The organism is Actinomadura sp. NPDC000600 (assembly GCF_040492135.1).
Lineage (GTDB): Bacteria > Actinomycetota > Actinomycetes > Streptosporangiales > Streptosporangiaceae > Spirillospora.
In genome coordinates this window covers 90,584-106,394 of record NZ_JBEUPD010000013.1, presented here as the reverse complement: position 1 = coordinate 106,394, position 15,811 = coordinate 90,584, and the positions used below count along the sequence as shown (strand labels likewise).

16 protein-coding genes are annotated in these 15,811 nt (G+C 74.1%); 8 read left to right on the top strand and 8 right to left on the bottom strand.

What is annotated here, in order from left to right; genetic code table 11:
* Positions 1-9: 9 nt before the first annotated feature.
* Complete coding sequence (locus tag ABWI07_RS20355; RefSeq protein ID WP_149258701.1) at positions 10-894, bottom strand: DMT family transporter; 885 nt, start codon at positions 892-894, stop codon at positions 10-12.
* A complete protein-coding gene (locus ABWI07_RS20350) occupies positions 894-2,984 on the bottom strand; it encodes a bifunctional phosphatase PAP2/O-acyltransferase family protein (protein WP_353819486.1) in 2,091 nt (696 codons plus the stop codon). The genes ABWI07_RS20355 and ABWI07_RS20350 overlap by 1 nt, the downstream gene beginning before the upstream one ends.
* Positions 2,985-3,215: 231 nt before the next feature.
* Between ABWI07_RS20350 and pfkB the strand changes: the two genes are divergently transcribed.
* The 7 genes from pfkB (at position 3,216) to ABWI07_RS20315 (ending at position 8,319) form a co-directional block, all read left to right on the top strand.
* On the top strand, positions 3,216-4,154 hold the full coding sequence (gene pfkB, locus ABWI07_RS20345; protein ID WP_149258703.1) for a 1-phosphofructokinase: 939 nt from the start codon (positions 3,216-3,218) through the stop codon (positions 4,152-4,154).
* A 63-nt stretch (positions 4,155-4,217) separates the two neighbouring features.
* Positions 4,218-5,372: a mannitol-specific PTS transporter subunit IIC gene (gene mtlA / locus ABWI07_RS20340; RefSeq protein WP_149258704.1), complete on the top strand. Its 1,155-nt coding sequence runs from the start codon at positions 4,218-4,220 to the stop codon at positions 5,370-5,372.
* Positions 5,372-5,689 carry a PTS sugar transporter subunit IIBC family protein gene (locus ABWI07_RS20335; protein ID WP_353819485.1) on the top strand — a complete coding sequence of 106 codons (318 nt, stop codon included), beginning with the start codon at positions 5,372-5,374 and terminating at the stop codon, positions 5,687-5,689. Before mtlA ends, ABWI07_RS20335 begins: the two co-directional genes overlap by 1 nt.
* On the top strand, positions 5,682-6,164 hold the full coding sequence (locus ABWI07_RS20330) for a PTS mannitol transporter subunit IIA (RefSeq protein ID WP_353819484.1): 483 nt from the start codon (positions 5,682-5,684) through the stop codon (positions 6,162-6,164). Before ABWI07_RS20335 ends, ABWI07_RS20330 begins: the two co-directional genes overlap by 8 nt.
* On the top strand, positions 6,161-7,201 hold the full coding sequence (locus tag ABWI07_RS20325) for a zinc-dependent dehydrogenase (protein WP_149258707.1): 1,041 nt from the start codon (positions 6,161-6,163) through the stop codon (positions 7,199-7,201). The genes ABWI07_RS20330 and ABWI07_RS20325 overlap by 4 nt, the downstream gene beginning before the upstream one ends.
* A gap of 11 nt (positions 7,202-7,212) precedes the next feature.
* Positions 7,213-7,491: an HPr family phosphocarrier protein gene (locus ABWI07_RS20320; protein WP_149258708.1), complete on the top strand. Its 279-nt coding sequence runs from the start codon at positions 7,213-7,215 to the stop codon at positions 7,489-7,491.
* A 66-nt stretch (positions 7,492-7,557) separates the two neighbouring features.
* On the top strand, positions 7,558-8,319 hold the full coding sequence (locus tag ABWI07_RS20315; RefSeq protein WP_149258709.1) for a DeoR/GlpR family DNA-binding transcription regulator: 762 nt from the start codon (positions 7,558-7,560) through the stop codon (positions 8,317-8,319).
* 73 nt (positions 8,320-8,392) lie between these two features.
* Here ABWI07_RS20315 and ABWI07_RS20310 read toward each other — a convergent pair whose 3' ends face one another.
* Genes ABWI07_RS20310 through ABWI07_RS20290 form a run of 5 tightly spaced genes read right to left on the bottom strand, consistent with a single transcriptional unit; the run spans position 8,393 to position 13,173 of the window.
* The gene (locus tag ABWI07_RS20310) at positions 8,393-9,703 is read right to left on the bottom strand and encodes an ABC transporter substrate-binding protein (RefSeq protein ID WP_149258710.1); all 1,311 of its coding nucleotides are present in this window, start codon (positions 9,701-9,703) and stop codon (positions 8,393-8,395) included.
* Positions 9,621-10,811 carry a branched-chain amino acid ABC transporter permease gene (locus ABWI07_RS20305; RefSeq protein WP_353819483.1) on the bottom strand — a complete coding sequence of 397 codons (1,191 nt, stop codon included), beginning with the start codon at positions 10,809-10,811 and terminating at the stop codon, positions 9,621-9,623. The genes ABWI07_RS20310 and ABWI07_RS20305 overlap by 83 nt, the downstream gene beginning before the upstream one ends.
* Before the next feature lie 4 nt (positions 10,812-10,815).
* Complete coding sequence (locus ABWI07_RS20300) at positions 10,816-11,694, bottom strand: branched-chain amino acid ABC transporter permease (RefSeq protein WP_149258712.1); 879 nt, start codon at positions 11,692-11,694, stop codon at positions 10,816-10,818.
* Positions 11,694-12,401, bottom strand: a complete 708-nt coding sequence (locus ABWI07_RS20295) for an ABC transporter ATP-binding protein (RefSeq protein ID WP_149258713.1) — start codon at positions 12,399-12,401, stop codon at positions 11,694-11,696. The genes ABWI07_RS20300 and ABWI07_RS20295 overlap by 1 nt, the downstream gene beginning before the upstream one ends.
* Positions 12,394-13,173, bottom strand: a complete 780-nt coding sequence (locus ABWI07_RS20290; protein ID WP_149258714.1) for an ABC transporter ATP-binding protein — start codon at positions 13,171-13,173, stop codon at positions 12,394-12,396. Before ABWI07_RS20290 ends, ABWI07_RS20295 begins: the two co-directional genes overlap by 8 nt.
* Before the next feature lie 238 nt (positions 13,174-13,411).
* Here ABWI07_RS20290 and ABWI07_RS20285 point away from each other — a divergent pair, with 238 nt between their 5' ends.
* Positions 13,412-14,014 carry a TetR/AcrR family transcriptional regulator gene (locus ABWI07_RS20285; protein ID WP_149258715.1) on the top strand — a complete coding sequence of 201 codons (603 nt, stop codon included), beginning with the start codon at positions 13,412-13,414 and terminating at the stop codon, positions 14,012-14,014.
* Between the two features lie 29 nt (positions 14,015-14,043).
* Here ABWI07_RS20285 and ABWI07_RS20280 read toward each other — a convergent pair whose 3' ends face one another.
* On the bottom strand, positions 14,044-15,690 hold the full coding sequence (locus tag ABWI07_RS20280; RefSeq protein ID WP_235036704.1) for a long-chain fatty acid--CoA ligase: 1,647 nt from the start codon (positions 15,688-15,690) through the stop codon (positions 14,044-14,046).
* Positions 15,691-15,811 lie beyond the last annotated feature (121 nt).

Below are 15,811 nucleotides of genomic sequence, written 5' to 3'. Positions count from 1 at the left end.
GATGTCCTTTCAGGAGGGTTCGGGCACCGTATCGCCCTCCCGCGCCGCGTGCGCGGACCGCGACAGCAGCGCGACGCCTCCGGTGAGCAGGAGCACGCTGCACGACAGGGCCGTGAACGCGGCGGCCGTCCGGGGCGGCAGCGTCTGGAAGGCGAAGGCGGCCACCAGGTAGGAGGCGATGGGGTTCGTCATCGTCATCGCGGTCATCGCGGCGGGCAGCGACCCGGCCGCGAACGCCCGCTGCTCGAGGACCAGGCCGAGCAGCGTGCTGCCCGCCAGCGCGTAGCCGGGCCAGTCCACCGCGGTGGCCGCGACGCCGCGATCGACCAGGTCGGCGGTGGTGAGCTTGATCAGCACGGCGGTCGCCGCGAAGCACAGGCCGGCGCAGACGCCGAGCAGCGCGGCCCGCACCGGGCCCTTGCGCAGCCACGCCGCCCGGGACAGCAGGAGGACGACGGGCGCGGCGACGAGCCCGGCGAGGAGGATCCGCGGCCTGGAGGGCTCGCCCTGGGGCGGGATCGCGCCCGGCACCGTGAACAGGACGGCGAGGCCCGCGGACACCGCGATGCCGCCGAGCAGGTCCAGCCGCGCGGGGCGGCGCCCCGTGCCGATCGTGCCGAGCGCGATCGTGAAGACCAGCTGGGTGACCAGCAGCGGCTGGACGACGGCGGTCGACCCGAAGTGCAGCGCGACGGCCTGCGCGCAGAACCCGGCGAGGTTGACCCCCCACCCGGTCAGCCACACCGGGTCGCGGACCAGCCGGCGGATCAGCCCGTGGGCGGCGGACGCGTCCGATCCGCCGTGCACCGCCCGCCTCGCGGCGCGGTACTGCAGCGCCGCCGCGGCGGCGAACAGCAGCGCCGCGAGCAGGCTGAAGCCGATCGCCCAGGCCATCAGGCCGTCCCGCTCTGCGCGCCGCTGCCGGCGCCCGCCGCCTCCACGGCCGCGGCCAGCCGCGCGAACGCCCGCTCCAGTCCGTCCGGCAGCCGCGCCGACTCGGGCAGGATCCCGGGCTCGCCGGTGACCGAGACGTGCAGCGCCCCGTTCCAGCTCAGCGCGCCCACGGCGAACGGCACCCCGTCGGCGAGCGGCAGGATCGGGTGGACGTCCCCGAGCGGCGCGCCCGCGAGCGACATCGGCAGCGGCGGTCCCGGCATGTTGGACACGATGCCGCCGAAGAAGCGGGCGCGGTAGGTCCGGCGGGCCGCGCGGGCGTGCAGCGGCGGCGGCAGCGCGCCCATCAGGCGCATCGCGGCGGTGCTCGCGGGCGCCCGGCCGGATCTGCGGCGCCGTTCGGCCGCCGCGTGCACGGCCGCGAGGCGGTCGCGGGCGGGCATCGGCCCGACCGGGACGTCCAGCCGCAGCGCGGCGGTCAGGTTGCCGGGCACGGCCGTTCGGCCCCGGCCGGGCGGCGCGGGCACGCGCAGGGTCATCGGCACGGCGGCGCGCAGGGGGCGGCCGCCGGGCCGCTCGCCGCGCCCGTCCAGCACGTCCGCGAAGGTCTCGCCGACGAGCGCGAGGAGCACGTCGGTGACCCGGACGCCGGCCGCGCGGGCGACGTCCCGGACGCGGTCGAGCGGCAGCGAGGCGGTGCCGAAGACGCGCTCGGGGCCGAGGGCGCCGGTGACGGACACGGTCGGGGCGGTCCCGTCGAGGCCGAGCAGGACCAGCCCCGGCAGGACGGTGGCGGCGCGCGCGAGCCCCCGGGGGCCGCGCTCCGGCACCGCCTCCGGGAGGCGGGGTTCGAGGATGCCGCGCAGGATGTCGACGACGCCGATCCCGTCCGCGACGGCGTGGTGGAACAGCACCACGACGGCGTCCCGGCCGCCGGGTCCGCCGCGGACGAGCCAGAACCGCCACAGCGGCAGGTCGCGGTCGAGGGGCTCGGCGATCAGCCGGGCGACGAGGCCGTTCAGGGCGGCGCGCCCGCCGGGCGGCGGGAGGTCCACCTCCTGGACGTGCCGGCCCAGGTCGACGGCGCCGGCCTCCACCCAGCGCGGACGCCGCAGGACGCCGCCGGACCGCACCCGCTGGGTGAGGCGCGGCAGATGGGGCAGCCGCTCGCGCATCAGCGCGCGCACCCGCTCGGCCGAGGGGCCCGGGCCGTCGAACTCGGCGACGCCGCCCACGACCTGCGGGACGTTCTCGCTCTCGACGTACAGGAAGAAGGAGTCGGCGGCGGCGATCCGCTGCCGCGTCCCGGGGGCCCGCCCGGTGCCGGCGTCCGGCGGGCGGCGCGCGCCCGCGAGGCCGGCGCGCAGCCGCTCCGCGCCGGCGGCGGCCGGGATGAGCAGGAGCCCGCCGGGGATGTCCACGACGTAGTGCGCGGCGGTGGAGACGATCACCAGTCCGGTCACGACCAGGTGCAGCGCGCAGAGCCAGGTGAGGACGGCGCCGCACCGGGCCCGCAGCGCGGCGGCCCCGATCCAGGCGACCCAGCCGATGTGCAGGCTCGGCATCGCCGCGTAGGGGTTCGCCCCCGCGGACACCATCTCGGTGCCCCAGGTGGCGGGCGGGTGGTGCGTCGCGATGACGTCGGTGTAGCCCTCGCCCGGCAGCAGCCGCGGCGGGGTCGTGGGCCACAGCGCGAAGCAGCAGATCGCGATCAGCGTCACCCAGATCAGCGTGTTGCGCGCCCACGCGTACGCCGGGTCCCGCCTCCACCACAGGTAGGCGAGGAATCCGAAGGTGCCGATCACGTATGTCGTGGCGTACTCCCACGCGGCGACGGCCCCGAGCCGCCCGTGCCGGGCGAGCAGGTCGTTGAGCGCGCGTTCGGCGTCCAGGCGCGCCCAGCGCTCGAAGTCGAGCAGCGCGCGCCCGTGCGCGTCGCTGGCGGCGCGGTCCCCGCTGAACGCGTGTGTGAACACCAGGTACACCACCAGGACGGCCAGCGCGGCGGCGATCTCCCGCGCGGCCGACGCGGCCCGCCCCCCGTCCCGCTCGTCCCCCGTCCCGGACGCGACCGCCTCGCTCCGGACCACGACGCCCCTCCCGCCTCGCGCATCGCACCGCCCACCACAGATGATCCTGCCCACCGATGGACAAGACGACCATGACCCGGCCCGTTCTTCCCGCGTCCGCCCCCGCCCTCGGCCCCGCTCGCCGGATTTCGGGCCCCGCCCCCTCTTGACCCCGGCGGCAAACAGAACTAAAACAAAGAAAATCAAACTCAAACAGAAGGGAACCCACATGGAGCCGGGAGCGCGCGGCGCATGATCGTGACGGTGACGCTCAACCCCAGCCTCGACCGCACGATCGAGGTGGACGTGCTGACCCGCGGCGCGGTCATCCGGGCCCGGTCCGCACGGCTGGACCCGGGCGGCAAGGGCGTCAACGTGTCCCGCGCGCTGCTGGCCAACGGCGTCGGGTCCGCCGCCGTGGTCGCGGTGGGCGGCGCGGACGGCGACCAGCTGCGCCGGCTGCTGGAGACCGAGGGCCTGCGGGTGCACGCCGTCCGCGTCGGCGGGCGGACCCGGTCCAACGTCACGATCGTCGAGCCCGGCGGCGTCGTCACCAAGCTGAACGAGCCCGGCGGCCCCCTGTCGCCCGGGGAGCTGGACGAGGTCGGCGCCGCGGTGGCGGCCGCGGCCGGCTCCGCCAGCTGGATCGTCGGCTGCGGCAGCCTGCCGCCGGGCGTGCCGGACGGCACCTACGCGCGGATGTGCCGCCGGTTCGCGGCGGGCGGCGTCCGCGTCGCGGTCGACACCAGCGGCCCGGCGCTGCGCGCCGCCGTCGCCGCCGCGCCCGACCTGGTCAAACCGAACCGGGAGGAGCTCGCGGAGGCCGCGGGCGGCCCGGTCGACACCGTGGCCGACGCGGTCGAGGCGGCGGAGCAGTTGCGGGCGTGGGGGGCCCGCGCCGTCCTGGTCAGCCTGGGCCCGCAGGGCGCGGTGCTCGTCGACGGCGACGGCGTGCTCACCGGCGAGGCGCCCGTCGCCCGCCCGCGCAGCACCGTCGGCGCGGGCGACGCCCTGCTCGCCGGGTTCCTCGCCGCCGGAGCCCGGGGCCCCCGCGCCCTCGCCGAGGGCCTCGCCTGGGGCGCGGCCGCGGTGCGGATGCCGGCGAGCCGGATGCCCGGCGCGGACGACGTGCGGCGCGACATCGTCCGCATCCACGCGCGCCCCGACCTCGCCCGGCCCCTCCTCACCTGACGCCTCCTCCCCCCGCCCCCTACGAGCAGGACCCACCCCACCCTCGATCGACAGGAGGCCGAGATGGCCACCACCTACACCCCCGAGCCCGCCGGAAGCGGGCTCCGAGCGCACGTCCAGCGGCTCGGCGGCAAGATGGCCGGGATGGTGATGCCGAACATCGGCGCGTTCATCGCCTGGGGCCTGATCACCGCCCTGTTCATCCCGACCGGCTGGCTGCCGAACAAGGATCTCGGCGAGCTGGTCGACCCGATGATCAAGTTTTTGCTGCCACTGCTGATCGGCTACACCGGCGGCCGGATGGTGCACGGCCAGCGCGGCGCCGTCGTCGGCGCGGTCGCCACCGTCGGCATCATCGTCGGCGCCGACGTGCCGATGTTCCTCGGCGCGATGATCATCGGCCCGCTCGCCGCGTACCTGCTCAAGCTTTTCGACGGCCTCGTCCAGGACCGGGTCCGGGCCGGGTTCGAGATGCTGGTCGACAACTTCTCCGCCGGGATCATCGGCGGCGCCATGGCGGTCGCGGGCAACCGGGTCATCGGCCCGGTGATGAACACCTTCACCGAGTGGGCGGGCGACGGCGTCAGCCGGCTGGTCGACCACGACGTGCTCCCCCTCACCTCGCTGGTCATCGAGCCCGCGAAGGTGCTGTTCCTGAACAACGCCATCAACCACGGCGTGCTCAGCCCCCTCGGTGTGCAGCAGGCCGCCGAGCACGGCAAGTCCGTGCTGTTCATGCTGGAGTCCAACCCAGGCCCCGGCCTCGGCGTGCTGCTCGCCTACTGGTTCTTCGGGCCGCGGCGGCTGCGCCCCTCAGCCCCGGCGGCCATCATCATCCACTTCTTCGGCGGCATCCACGAGATCTACTTCCCCTACATCCTGATGAAGCCGCGGATGATCCTCGCCGCGATGGCGGGCGGTGTCACCGGTGTGTCGATCTTCGTCGCGACCGGCGCCGGGCTGGTCGCGGTGCCGTCGCCCGGCAGCATCTTCGCCTACCTCGCGGAGACGCCCCGCGGCGTCGGGACGTGGATCGGCGTCTACACCGGCCTGTTCGCCTCCGCCGCCGTCTCCTTCGGCGTCGGCGCCGCACTGCTCGGCTTCGGAAAGCTCGCCGAGCCGCGCACCGAGGGCGCGGACGGCGAGGATGCGGAGACCGCCCCGGACGCGGAGGCCGGCGAGGAGGCCGCGGACGCCAGGGAAACGACCGCCCACTGATGGAAGGCACACCCACGATGAACGGCAAGGACATCCGCAAGCTCGTCATCGCCTGCGACGCCGGGATGGGCAGCAGCGTCATGCTGGCCGGGCAGCTCCGCAAGGCGCTGAAGAAGAACGACGTGACGGTCGAGCACACGCCCGTCGACAGGATCCCCGCCGACGCCGACGTGGTCGTCTGCCACACCGGCCTCGCCGCCCGCGCCCGCCGCGGCGCCGGCGGCACCCCGGTGGTCGCGTTCGATGTCTATCTCGGCGACCCCGCCGTCGACCGGCTGGTCAAGGCGATCAAGGACGGCGGCGAGATCGGTGTCTGACGGCGCCGCCGGCCTGCTCGCTCCCGAGGCGATCCGGCTGGACGCGCGGGCCCGCGGCCGCGACCACGCCATCCGCGTCTGCGGGCAGGTACTCGTCGACACCGGCGCCGTCGAACCCGCCTACATCGACGCGATGCTGGAGAGAGAACGCTCGATCTCCACCTATCTCGGCGAAGGGGTCGCGATCCCGCACGGCACGTCCGTGGGCCGCGACCTCATCCACCGCGACGCGCTCGCCGTGGTGAGGTTCCCGGACGGGACGGACTGGGACGGCCACCCCGTCACCGTCTGCATCGCGATCGCCGCGCGCGGCGACGGGCACATGGAGATCCTCGCCGAGCTGGCCCAGGTGCTCATGGACCCGGTCCGGGCACGGACGCTCCGCGAGGCCACCGAGCCCGGGCAGGTCCTCGCCCTGCTCGCACCGCAGGAAACGCAAGAACCGCAACCGACAGAACAGGAACATCCCGTATGAAGGTCGCCCGTTTCTACGCTCCCGGCGACATCCGCCTGGAGGACGCGCCCGAACCGGCGCCCGGGCCCGGCGAGCTGAAGATCCGCGTCCGCAACTGCTCCACCTGCGGGACCGACGTCAAGATCTCCCGGTTCGGCCACCACCACATCGTCCCGCCGCGGGTGATGGGCCACGAGATCGCCGGCGAGGTCACCGAGACCGGGCCGGGCGTGGAGGGCTGGGCGGCGGGCGACCGCGTCCAGGTCATCGCCGCGATCCCGGACGGGACGTGCTCGGAGTGCCGCCGCGGCCGGATGACGGTCTGCACCGCGCAGGAGTCGATGGGATACCACTACGACGGCGCGTTCGCCGAGTACATGGTCGTCCCGGCGAAGGTGCTCGCGGTGGACGGGGTGAACCGGATCCCGGACGGCGTGTCGTTCGCCGAGGCGTCGGTGGCCGAGCCGCTCGCCTGCGTCCTCAACGGCCAGGAGCTGGCGCGGGTCGGCGAGGGCGACGACGTGGTCGTGTTCGGCTCCGGCCCGGTCGGCTGCCTGCACGTGCGGGTCGCCCGGGCCCGCGGCGCCGCCCGGGTGTTCCTCGTGGAGGTCAACGCCGAGCGGCTGCACCAGGCCGCCGCGATCGTGAAGCCGGACGCGGCGATCGACGGGAGCGCCGCCGACGCCGTCGAGGAGATCCTCGAACGGACCGGCGGGCGCGGCGCGGACGTCGCGATCACCGCCGCCGCGTCCGGCGCCGCGCAGGAGCAGGCGCAGCGGCTGGTGGCGCCCGGCGGCCGGGTGAGCCTGTTCGGCGGGCTGCCCAAGGACGCCCCGGTCATCTCCGTCGACGCCAACCGCGTCCACTACCGGGAACTGTCCCTGGTGGGCGCGAACGGGTCGAGTCCCGCGCACAACGCCCGCGCGCTGGAGCTGATCGGGTCCGGCCGGGTGCCCGTGGAGGACCTGATCACCCACCGGCTTCCGCTGGACGCTCTGCACGACGCCCTGGACCTGGTCGTCCGGGGCGCCGCGATCAAGGTCACCATCGAACCGTGAGGGAGACGGCCATGGCCGAACGGAACGTCGTCATCGCCGCGGCGCAGGGACTGCACGCCCGCCCGGCGCAGCTCTTCGTCCAGGCGGCGGCGCGGCAGCCGGTGCCGGTGTCCATCCGGGTCGGGAACGGCGCGCCCGTCCCGGCGAACAGCATCCTCGGCGTGCTTTCGCTCGGCGCGCGCCAGGGCACCGAGGTGATCCTGGCCGCCGAGGGCGACGGGGCGGGAACCGCGCTCGACGAGCTCGCCGGCCTGCTCGCCCGCGACCTGGATGCCGAACAGCCCGCTTGACCGTCCCGGGGACCCGGCAGAATGAACGCGCACCGGAACGCAGACGGAACGGATGGGACGACGGTCATGTACGCCGAGGAACGGCAGCAGGCGATCCTTGCGCTGGCGCGCTCGAAGGGCCGGGTGGACGTCGTCGCGCTCGCCGAGGAGTTCTCGGTCACGACCGAGACGATCCGCCGCGACCTGACCGTGCTGGAGCGGGCCGGGACGGTCAGGCGCGTGCACGGCGGCGCGATGCCCGTCGAGCGGCTCGGGTTCGAGCCGGAGCTGGCGGCGCGGGACGCGGTGATGACCGAGGAGAAGCAGCGCATCGCCAAGGCGGCGCTGGAGGAGCTGCCCGCCGACGGGTCGATCATCGTGGACGCCGGCACGACCACCGCCCGGTTCGTCCAGCTGCTGCCGACGGACCGCGAGCTGACCGTGATCGTGAACTCACCGCCGCACGCCGCGGTGCTGGCGACCCGCCCCAACCTCACCGTGATCATCCTCGGCGGGCGGGTGCGCGGCCGCACGCTCGCCACGGTGGACGACTGGGTGCTGCGCCCGCTCGCCGACCTGTGGGTGGACGTGGCGTTCATGGCCACGAACGGCTGCTCGGTCGAGCGCGGGCTGACGACCTCCGACCAGGCCGAGGCCGCGGTGAAGCGGGCGATGATCGCCTCGTCGCGGCGGCGGGTGCTGCTCGCCGACCGCACCAAGATCGGCCATGACCACCTCGTACGGTTCGGCGGCCTCGCCGACATCGACGTGCTGATCACCGACACCGGGCTGGACACCGACCTCGCCGCCGACCTCGCCGCCGCCGGGCCGGAGGTCGTCCGCGCCTGAGGGGGCCGGAGCCCTCGCCGGCGTCCGGCCGCCGTCCCGCGCGGGAGGGGCGCGGGACGGCGGCGGGGGCGCGTCAGCCCGCGGCGGGGACGCCGTTCGCGGGCGCCTGCGGCTGCGGGGCCGTGTAGGGCTGGATCGGCCCGTCACCGTCGTCGGTCGTGAGCGGCTGCCCCTGCGGCACGACGTTCTGGCCCTTGATCGTGCCGATCACCGCCCCGGTGTACCCGGCGTGCGACTGCGCGCTGTAGGCGAACGGGACGACGCCCGGCCCGGTGAAGTGCGACTTCTCCAGCGCCTCGACGACGCCCTTGCGGGTCGGGTTCTCGCCCGCCGCCTGGAGCGCCTGCACGAAGGTGTAGGCGACCGACATGCCGTAGACGATGTTGCCGTTGAACGGCAGCTTCGGGATGTACTGGTCGTGGATCTTCTTGAACAGCGCCGTCCAGCTGTTGGCGGTGTCGCCGGGCGCCGCCAGGTAGCCGTCGGTGACCATGCCCTGGATGAGCGGACTGCCCTCGACCTCGCTGCCGCCCTTCTTGGCGAAGCTCTCCAGCAGCCCGGTGAGGGTGATCGGGTCGGACCCGACGTTGCTGACGACGAACGTCGGCTTGTAGTTCAGCTTCAGCGCGGCGAGCCGGAACAGCGCCGTGTAGGTGGGGATGCTGAACAGCACGACGACGTCCGCCTTGGACTGGGCGATCGCCTGCGCCTGCGCGCCGATGTCGGTGCCGCCCGGCTGGTAGGACTGCCGGGACACGACCTGGTCCTTCGGGATGTACTTGTCGAGGCCCTTCACCCCGTCCTGGCCGAAGTCGTCGTTCTGGAAGAAGTAGGCGACCTTCTTCCCCGCGAAGGTCTTCTTGACGTGGTCGCCGAGGATCTTGCCCTCGCGGATGTAGTCGACCTGCCAGCCGAACGTCTGCGGGTGCTTGTCCGGCTGGTCCCAGCAGCCGCAGCCGGACGCGACGAAAAGGTCCGGGACGCGCTGGGCGTTCAGGTAGTCGACGACCTTGGAGTGCGTGGGCGTGCCCAGCCCGTTGAAGATCGCGAACACCTTGTCCTGGAGGACGAGCTTCTGCGTCACGCTGACGGTCTGCGTCGGGTTGTAGCCGTCGTCCACGTACTTGTAGACGATCTTGCGCCCGTGCACGCCGCCGTTCGCGTTGACGTAGTCGAAGAACGCCTTGGACGCCGCGGAGTTGGCGCTGTAGCCGGGCGCGGCCGGCCCGGTCAGCGGCTGGTGGCTGCCGATCGTGACGGTGGTGGCGGTCACGCCGGGCGCCGACCCGCCGCCGCCTCCGTCACCGCCGCAGCCGCTCGCCGCGACCGCCAGCGTCGCCGCGGTCATCAGGGCGAGCGCCCGCCTGGTCCGGGGTCGCTTCATCTGCTCCTCCTGAGTGCGTTGTGGTGGGCCCCGATGTGTCCCTTGGCGCGGGACCGTGCGACCCGGGAGCCAGGTCGCGCCTCGCGCGTGCACGGCGCCGGACGGCGCCGCCGATGTCGCGGAGCCCTCCCTGGACGCCGCGCGGGAAGGCCAGCGTCACCGCGATGAGGACGAGGCCGTAGATGGCGAGGGGCAGATTCGACGCGATGTTGTGCGAGAGGCCGGACGAGGACGACAGGTCCGCCGCCCAGGTCGGCACGTAGACCAGGATCAGCGCGCCCCACACGGCGCCCGGCAGGGTGCCGAGCCCGCCGATGATGATGGCGGCGATGAGCTGGAGGGACAGCGTGAGCGGGAACGCGCCAGGCGCCGCCAGCGTGGCGACCAGGGCGAGCAGCCCGCCGGCGAGCCCGGCGCAGGCCGCCGAGACGACGGTCGCGGCGATCCGCACCCGGGCCACGCGGACCCCGCTCAGCGCGGCGGCGATCTCGTCGTCGCGGCCGGCGCGCAGCGTCCGCCCGAACCGGCCGCCGGTCAGGTTGGCGAGCAGGAACAGGGTGGCGACGGCGCCGAGGCAGCAGATCCACGCCTGCCAGCGCTCCAGCGGGAACGCGGCGCCGAGCGCCGCGGGCGGGACCGGCGGAGCGATCGTCAGCCCGTTCTGGCCGCCGAGCGCGCCGGCGAGCGGCTTGTAGTTGGCGAGGCCGGGCAGCCCGACGGCGAAGGCGAGGGTGGCGCCGGCCAGGTAGGGGCCGTGCAGCCGCGCGGCGACGGCGCCGACCACCGTGCCCGCGACCGCGGTGACGCCGGCCGCCGCCGCGAGGACCGCCGCGAGCGGCCAGCCCCAGTGCCCGATGACCAGCGCGGCGGTGTAGGCGCCGACCGCCATGAACGCGCCGTGCCCGAGGGAGATCTGGCCGCCGAGCCCGGTCAGCACCGTCAGGCCGGCGACCGCGCAGGTGAGGTAGGCGGCCTGCGCGATCTGCAGGTCCCGGTAGGGGCCGGCGGCCGTGGTCAGCAGGTACAGGACGGCGATCGCGAGCAGGGCGCCGGACGTGTGCCGGGCCAGGGTCGAGCGGCGCAGGACGCCGCGCACAGGCGCGGTCATGGGATCACACCCTCCGTCCGGTGCTCGCGGCGAACAGGCCGTTCGGTCTGATCATCAGGACGGTGATGAGGGCGGCGAGCGCCCCGAAGGCCACCAGGTCGGAGCTGAGGTAGCCGGACACGTAGCTGAGCGCGCAGCCGAGCAGCAGCCCGCCGGTGACGGCGCCCGCGGGGCTGTCCAGCCCGCCGATCACGGCGGCGGTGAACCCGAAGACGAGCATCGCGTCGAACTGGGAGGGCCCGACGAACACCGACGGGGCGATCAGCACCCCGGCGAGCGAGCCGACGAGCGCGGCGAGCGCCCATCCGAGGGTCAGCATCCGGCCGACGCGCACGCCCTGCAGGCGGGCGATCTCGGGCGCGAAGGCCGAGGCGCGCAGCCGCAGCCCGAGGTCGGTGCGGACGAACAGCAGCGTCAGCAGCACCATGACCGCGGCGACGGCGCCGATGACGAACAGGTCGAACGGGGACAGCTGGAGCCGCGTCCCGCCGACGGACAGGCCCTTGATGGTGAGGGCGGGCGGGTAGGAGTGAGGCGTGTCGCCCCAGATCATGCCCGCGGCCGCCTGCAGCAGCACGAGCAGGCCGAGCGTGACGATGACGGCGTTCAGCGGCGGCTTGTTCTCGACGGGGCGTACCACGACCCGTTCGACGACCGCGCCCAGCACCAGCCCGGACGCGAGGGCGGCGCCGAGCGCGAGCCAGTAGGAGCCGCCGGCGTCGATGACGCTCCAGGCGAGGAACGTCGTGAACATCAGCATGCCGCCCTGGGCGAAGTTCACGACGCGGGTGGAGCGCCAGATCAGCACCAGCGCGAGCGCGACGGCCGCGAACACCGCCCCGGAGGTGATGCCGACGAGCGTGAGATTGATGAAGCGCACCATCAGAACCCCAGGTAGGCGTGGCGGAGACGGTCGTCGGCGGCGAGGACGGCGGCGGCCTCGTCCGCCACCACGGAGCCGAGGTCGAGGACGACGGCGCGGTCGGCGACCGACAGCGCGCTGCGCGCGTTCTGCTCCACGAGCAGCACGGTCCGGCCGTCCTCGTCGCACAGCCTCCGCAGCACGGCCATCAGCTGGGCGACCACCCGCGGCGCGAGGCCGAGGGACGGCTCGTCCACCAGCAGCAGCCGCGGCGCGCCGGTCAGCGCCCGGGCGAGCGCGAGCATCTGCCGCTCGCCGCCGGACAGGGTGGCGGCGGTGCGGGACCGCCGCTGCGCGAGCGGCGGGAACAGCTCGTACATGTCGGCGATCCGCCGCGCGAGCGCCGCCCGGTCGCGCCGCCACAGCCCGCCGAGCCGCAGGTTCTCCTGCACGGTCAGCTCGGTGATGACGCCGCCGTTCTGCGGGACGTGCGCGACGCCGAGCCGGACGACCTCCTCGACCGGCAGCCCGGTGATGTCCGCGCCGTCCAGCTCGACCCGCCCCGAGCGGGGCCGCAGCAGCCCGGAGACCGCGCGCAGCAGCGTGGTCTTCCCCGCGCCGTTGGCGCCGAGCACGGCGGTGACCGAGCCCTCCGCGACCGACAGGTCCACGCCGCCGAGCGCGCGGACGGCGCCGTAGGAGACGGTGAGGTCCTTCACCTCAAGCACCGGCGACCTCCTCGCCGAGGTAGGCGTCGAGGACGGCCGGGTCGTCGCGGACCCGGTCGGGCGGCCCGCTCGCGATGACCTTGCCGAAGTCGAGCACGACCACCTGGTCGCACACGCTCATCACGAGGTCCATGTGGTGCTCGACGAGGACGACGGCGGGCCCGCCGCGCAGCCCGCGGATCAGCTCGGCCAGCTCGTCCATCTCGGCGGCCGACAGCCCGGCGGCGGGCTCGTCCAGCAGCAGCAGGTCGGGCTCGGCCACGAGCGCGCGGGCCAGCGCGACCCGCTTCTGCACGCCGTAGGGCAGCTCCCCCGGCGGCCGCGCGGCCTCGCCCGCCACGCCCAGCTCCGCCAGCCGGGCCATGGCCCGCTCGCGCAGGGCCGCCTCGTCGCGGTCGGCGCGCGGCAGCGCGAACAGACCGGACCAGAACCCGGCCCGCGCGTGCGGTTCCGCGCCGACCATCACGTTCTCCAGCACGGTCAGCCCCGGGAACAGGCCGAGCCCCTGCAGGGTGCGCGCGATGCCGAGCCGGGTCAGGTCGTGGGGGCGGTGCCGGCGGAGCGCGCGGCCCCGCCAGCGGACCTCGCCCGCGTCCGGGCGGACGAAACCGCACACGACGTTGAAGAGCGTCGTCTTGCCTGCGCCGTTCGGGCCGATCACCCCGGTGACGCGGCCCTCGGTCGCCGTGAGCGACACGCCGTCCAATGCGACCAGCCCGGCGAAGCGGACGGTCACCTCTCGCAGTTCCAGGATCGTAGAAGAGCCGGACATGTCGCCTCACCTCGCCGATGAATCAGCGCGAATCCCCCGAGGCCGAAAATGCACATACCGACTGGTCGGTTCCATGAAGATAGAATCACCGGGCGCTCCGGTCAACAGGCGATTCGCACTCGTCCGAGGCCCGCCGCGGCGAATCCCCGCCCGGCGGTAGGCTGATCGGCGTTCTGCGGGCGGCCGCGCCGGGGCGGCACGAGACCCCGGGGGACTCCCGGACGGCGGAGGTGGAGTGATGACGCAGGCGCCCGCGGGCCGGATCTCCGGCACCCTGCCGCTGCCCGACCGGCTGCTGGCCGTGGCGGTCCGGATGTTCGCCGAGAAGGGCTTCGAGAGCACCTCGGTCCAGGAGATCGTGAACGCCGCCGGCGTGACCAAGGGGGCGATGTACCACTACTTCGGCTCCAAGGACGACCTCCTCTACGAGATCTACCACCGGCTCCTCGGCCTGCAGATGTCCCGGCTGGAGCAGATCGCGGACGGTCCCGGCACGGCCGCCGAGAGGCTCCGCGCCGCCGCCGTCGACGTCCTCAACACCTCGTTCCTCTACCTGGACGACTTCACCGTCTTCTTCCGCTCGACGCACCTGCTCTCCCGCGACCGCCGCGAGGCCGTCCGCGCCGAGCGGCGCCGCTACCACGAGCGGTTCCGCGCCCTGGTCGAGGAGGGCCAGCGCGAGGGCACGTTCCGCACCGAGACGCCCGCCGACATCGCCGTCCACTTCTTCTTCGGGACCGTCCACCAGATCGGCGCCTGGTACCGCCCGGGCGGCCGCCTCAAGACGGCCGCCATCAGCGAGCACTACGTGGACCTGTTCCTGCGCGGCCTGGAAAAGTAGCCGCGGGACCGGCGGGCGGCCCGCGGGCGTCAGCGGTCCACGTGGTGGATCTTGAGCGCCGCGTCCCGGTGCCGGGCGCGCAGGGGCTTCTTGTCGAACTTGCCGACCGTGGTCTTCGGGATCTCCTCCAGGAACGTCCAGTACTCCGGGACCTGCCAGCGGGCGACCTTGTCCGCGAGGAACGACGCCAGCTCCCCGGCGTCGGCCTCGGCGCCCTCGCGCAGGACGACGCAGGCGAGGGGGCGCTCGTCCCAGCGGGCGTCGGGGATGCCGATGACGGCGGCCTCTGCCACGGCGGGATGGGCCATCAGGTGGTTCTCCAGTTCCACCGAGGAGATCCACTCCCCGCCCGACTTGATGACGTCCTTGGCGCGGTCGGTGATCTGGAAGAAGCCGCGGTCGTCGATGGTGCCGATGTCGCCGGTGCGCAGCCAGCCGTCGTCGAACTTCGCGGGCGCCGGGTCGCGGTGGTAGGCGCCGGTGATCCACGGCCCGCGCACCTCGATCTCGCCGACGGACTCGCCGTCCCAGGGCAGCTCGGCGCCGGAGTCGTCCACGATGCGCATCTCCACGCCGGCGGCGACGCGGCCGGACTTCAGCCGCCAGTCCATGTCCTCCTCGGTCCCGGGCTCGACGCCGGGCGGCGGGAACGCCATGCCGCCGAGCGGGCTCGTCTCCGTCATGCCCCAGCCCTGGATGATGCGCAGCCCGTACCGCTGCTCGAAGCGCTCCAGCAGGACCCGGGGGGCGGCGGCCCCGCCGGAGGTGCCCGCCCGCAGCGACGACAGGTCGATCTCCTCCCGCTCCCCGAGGGCCAGGATCGCGTTCCAGATCGTCGGGACGGCGGACGCCAGCGTGCTGCGCTCCGCGGCGATGAACCGCGTGAGGTGCTCCGGCTGCATGAACGGGCCCGGCATGTGCAGCGTGGCCCCGGACAGGAACGCCCCGTACGGCAGTCCCCAGGCGTTGACGTGGAACATCGGGACGATGGTGAGGACGCGGTCGGCCTCGGTGATGCCCACCATCGACGCCGACTGGACGGCCATCGCGTGCAGGAACGTGGAGCGGTGCGAGTACACCACGCCCTTGGGGTCGCCTGTGGTGCCGCTGGTGTAGCACATGGATGCCGCGGACCGCTCGTCCACCTCGGGCCAGGCGTAGCCGGGCTCCTCCGCGGCGAGCAGCTCGTGGTAGCGCAGGACGGGTGCGCCGTTGCCGTTGGCCTCCAGGGGCGAGGCGTCGCCGTCCCCGACGACCACGAACGCCTCGACGGCGGGGAGCTCGCCCACGACGCGCGCCAGGAGCGGGACGAGGCTGTCGTCGACGATGACGACCTGGTCGTCGGCGTGGTTGATGATGTGCGAGAGCTGCTCGGGGAACAGCCGGATGTTCAGCGTGTGCAGCACCGCCCCCATGGCGGGCACCGCGAAGTAGGCCTCCAGGTGCTCCTGGTTGTTCCAGCAGAACGTCGCCACCCGGTCGCCGGGACGGACGCCCAGCCTGGCCAGGGCGGACGCGAGCCGCTCGGCGTTGCGGGCGACCTCGGCGAAGGTCGCCCGCCGGGGCGGGCCGCCGCCCGTCCACGTCACGCACTCGCTGCGGCCGTAGACGCGCGCTCCGTGCCGCAGGATCGCGGCGACGGACAGCGGAAAGTCCTGCATCGTGCTGAGCATCATGGCAATTCTCCGAGAGGGCCCGCGACGGCGAGAGGAACGGCCGGACCGCACGAATTTCCGCACATACCGACCGGTCGGTTCACCATATTTTCACCACCGCCCCGCCGTCAACGACCCGCCG

What these genes read in the sequence shown, in the direction of transcription:
- ABWI07_RS20325 (WP_149258707.1), top strand. Translation starts at nt 6,161, where the DNA reads ATGAAGGTCGCCCGTTTCTACGCTCCCGGCGACATCCGCCTGGAGGAC.
- ABWI07_RS20300 (WP_149258712.1), bottom strand. Translation starts at nt 11,694, where the DNA reads ATGGTGCGCTTCATCAATCTCACGCTCGTCGGCATCACCTCCGGGGCG.
- ABWI07_RS20285 (WP_149258715.1), top strand. Translation starts at nt 13,412, where the DNA reads ATGACGCAGGCGCCCGCGGGCCGGATCTCCGGCACCCTGCCGCTGCCC.
- ABWI07_RS20280 (WP_235036704.1), bottom strand. Translation starts at nt 15,690, where the DNA reads ATGATGCTCAGCACGATGCAGGACTTTCCGCTGTCCGTCGCCGCGATC.
- ABWI07_RS20320 (WP_149258708.1), top strand. Translation starts at nt 7,213, where the DNA reads ATGGCCGAACGGAACGTCGTCATCGCCGCGGCGCAGGGACTGCACGCC.
- ABWI07_RS20315 (WP_149258709.1), top strand. Translation starts at nt 7,558, where the DNA reads ATGTACGCCGAGGAACGGCAGCAGGCGATCCTTGCGCTGGCGCGCTCG.
- ABWI07_RS20290 (WP_149258714.1), bottom strand. Translation starts at nt 13,173, where the DNA reads ATGTCCGGCTCTTCTACGATCCTGGAACTGCGAGAGGTGACCGTCCGC.
- ABWI07_RS20335 (WP_353819485.1), top strand. Translation starts at nt 5,372, where the DNA reads ATGGAAGGCACACCCACGATGAACGGCAAGGACATCCGCAAGCTCGTC.
- ABWI07_RS20355 (WP_149258701.1), bottom strand. Translation starts at nt 894, where the DNA reads ATGGCCTGGGCGATCGGCTTCAGCCTGCTCGCGGCGCTGCTGTTCGCC.
- ABWI07_RS20305 (WP_353819483.1), bottom strand. Translation starts at nt 10,811, where the DNA reads ATGACCGCGCCTGTGCGCGGCGTCCTGCGCCGCTCGACCCTGGCCCGG.
- ABWI07_RS20310 (WP_149258710.1), bottom strand. Translation starts at nt 9,703, where the DNA reads ATGAAGCGACCCCGGACCAGGCGGGCGCTCGCCCTGATGACCGCGGCG.
- mtlA (WP_149258704.1), top strand. Translation starts at nt 4,218, where the DNA reads ATGGCCACCACCTACACCCCCGAGCCCGCCGGAAGCGGGCTCCGAGCG.
- pfkB (WP_149258703.1), top strand. Translation starts at nt 3,216, where the DNA reads ATGATCGTGACGGTGACGCTCAACCCCAGCCTCGACCGCACGATCGAG.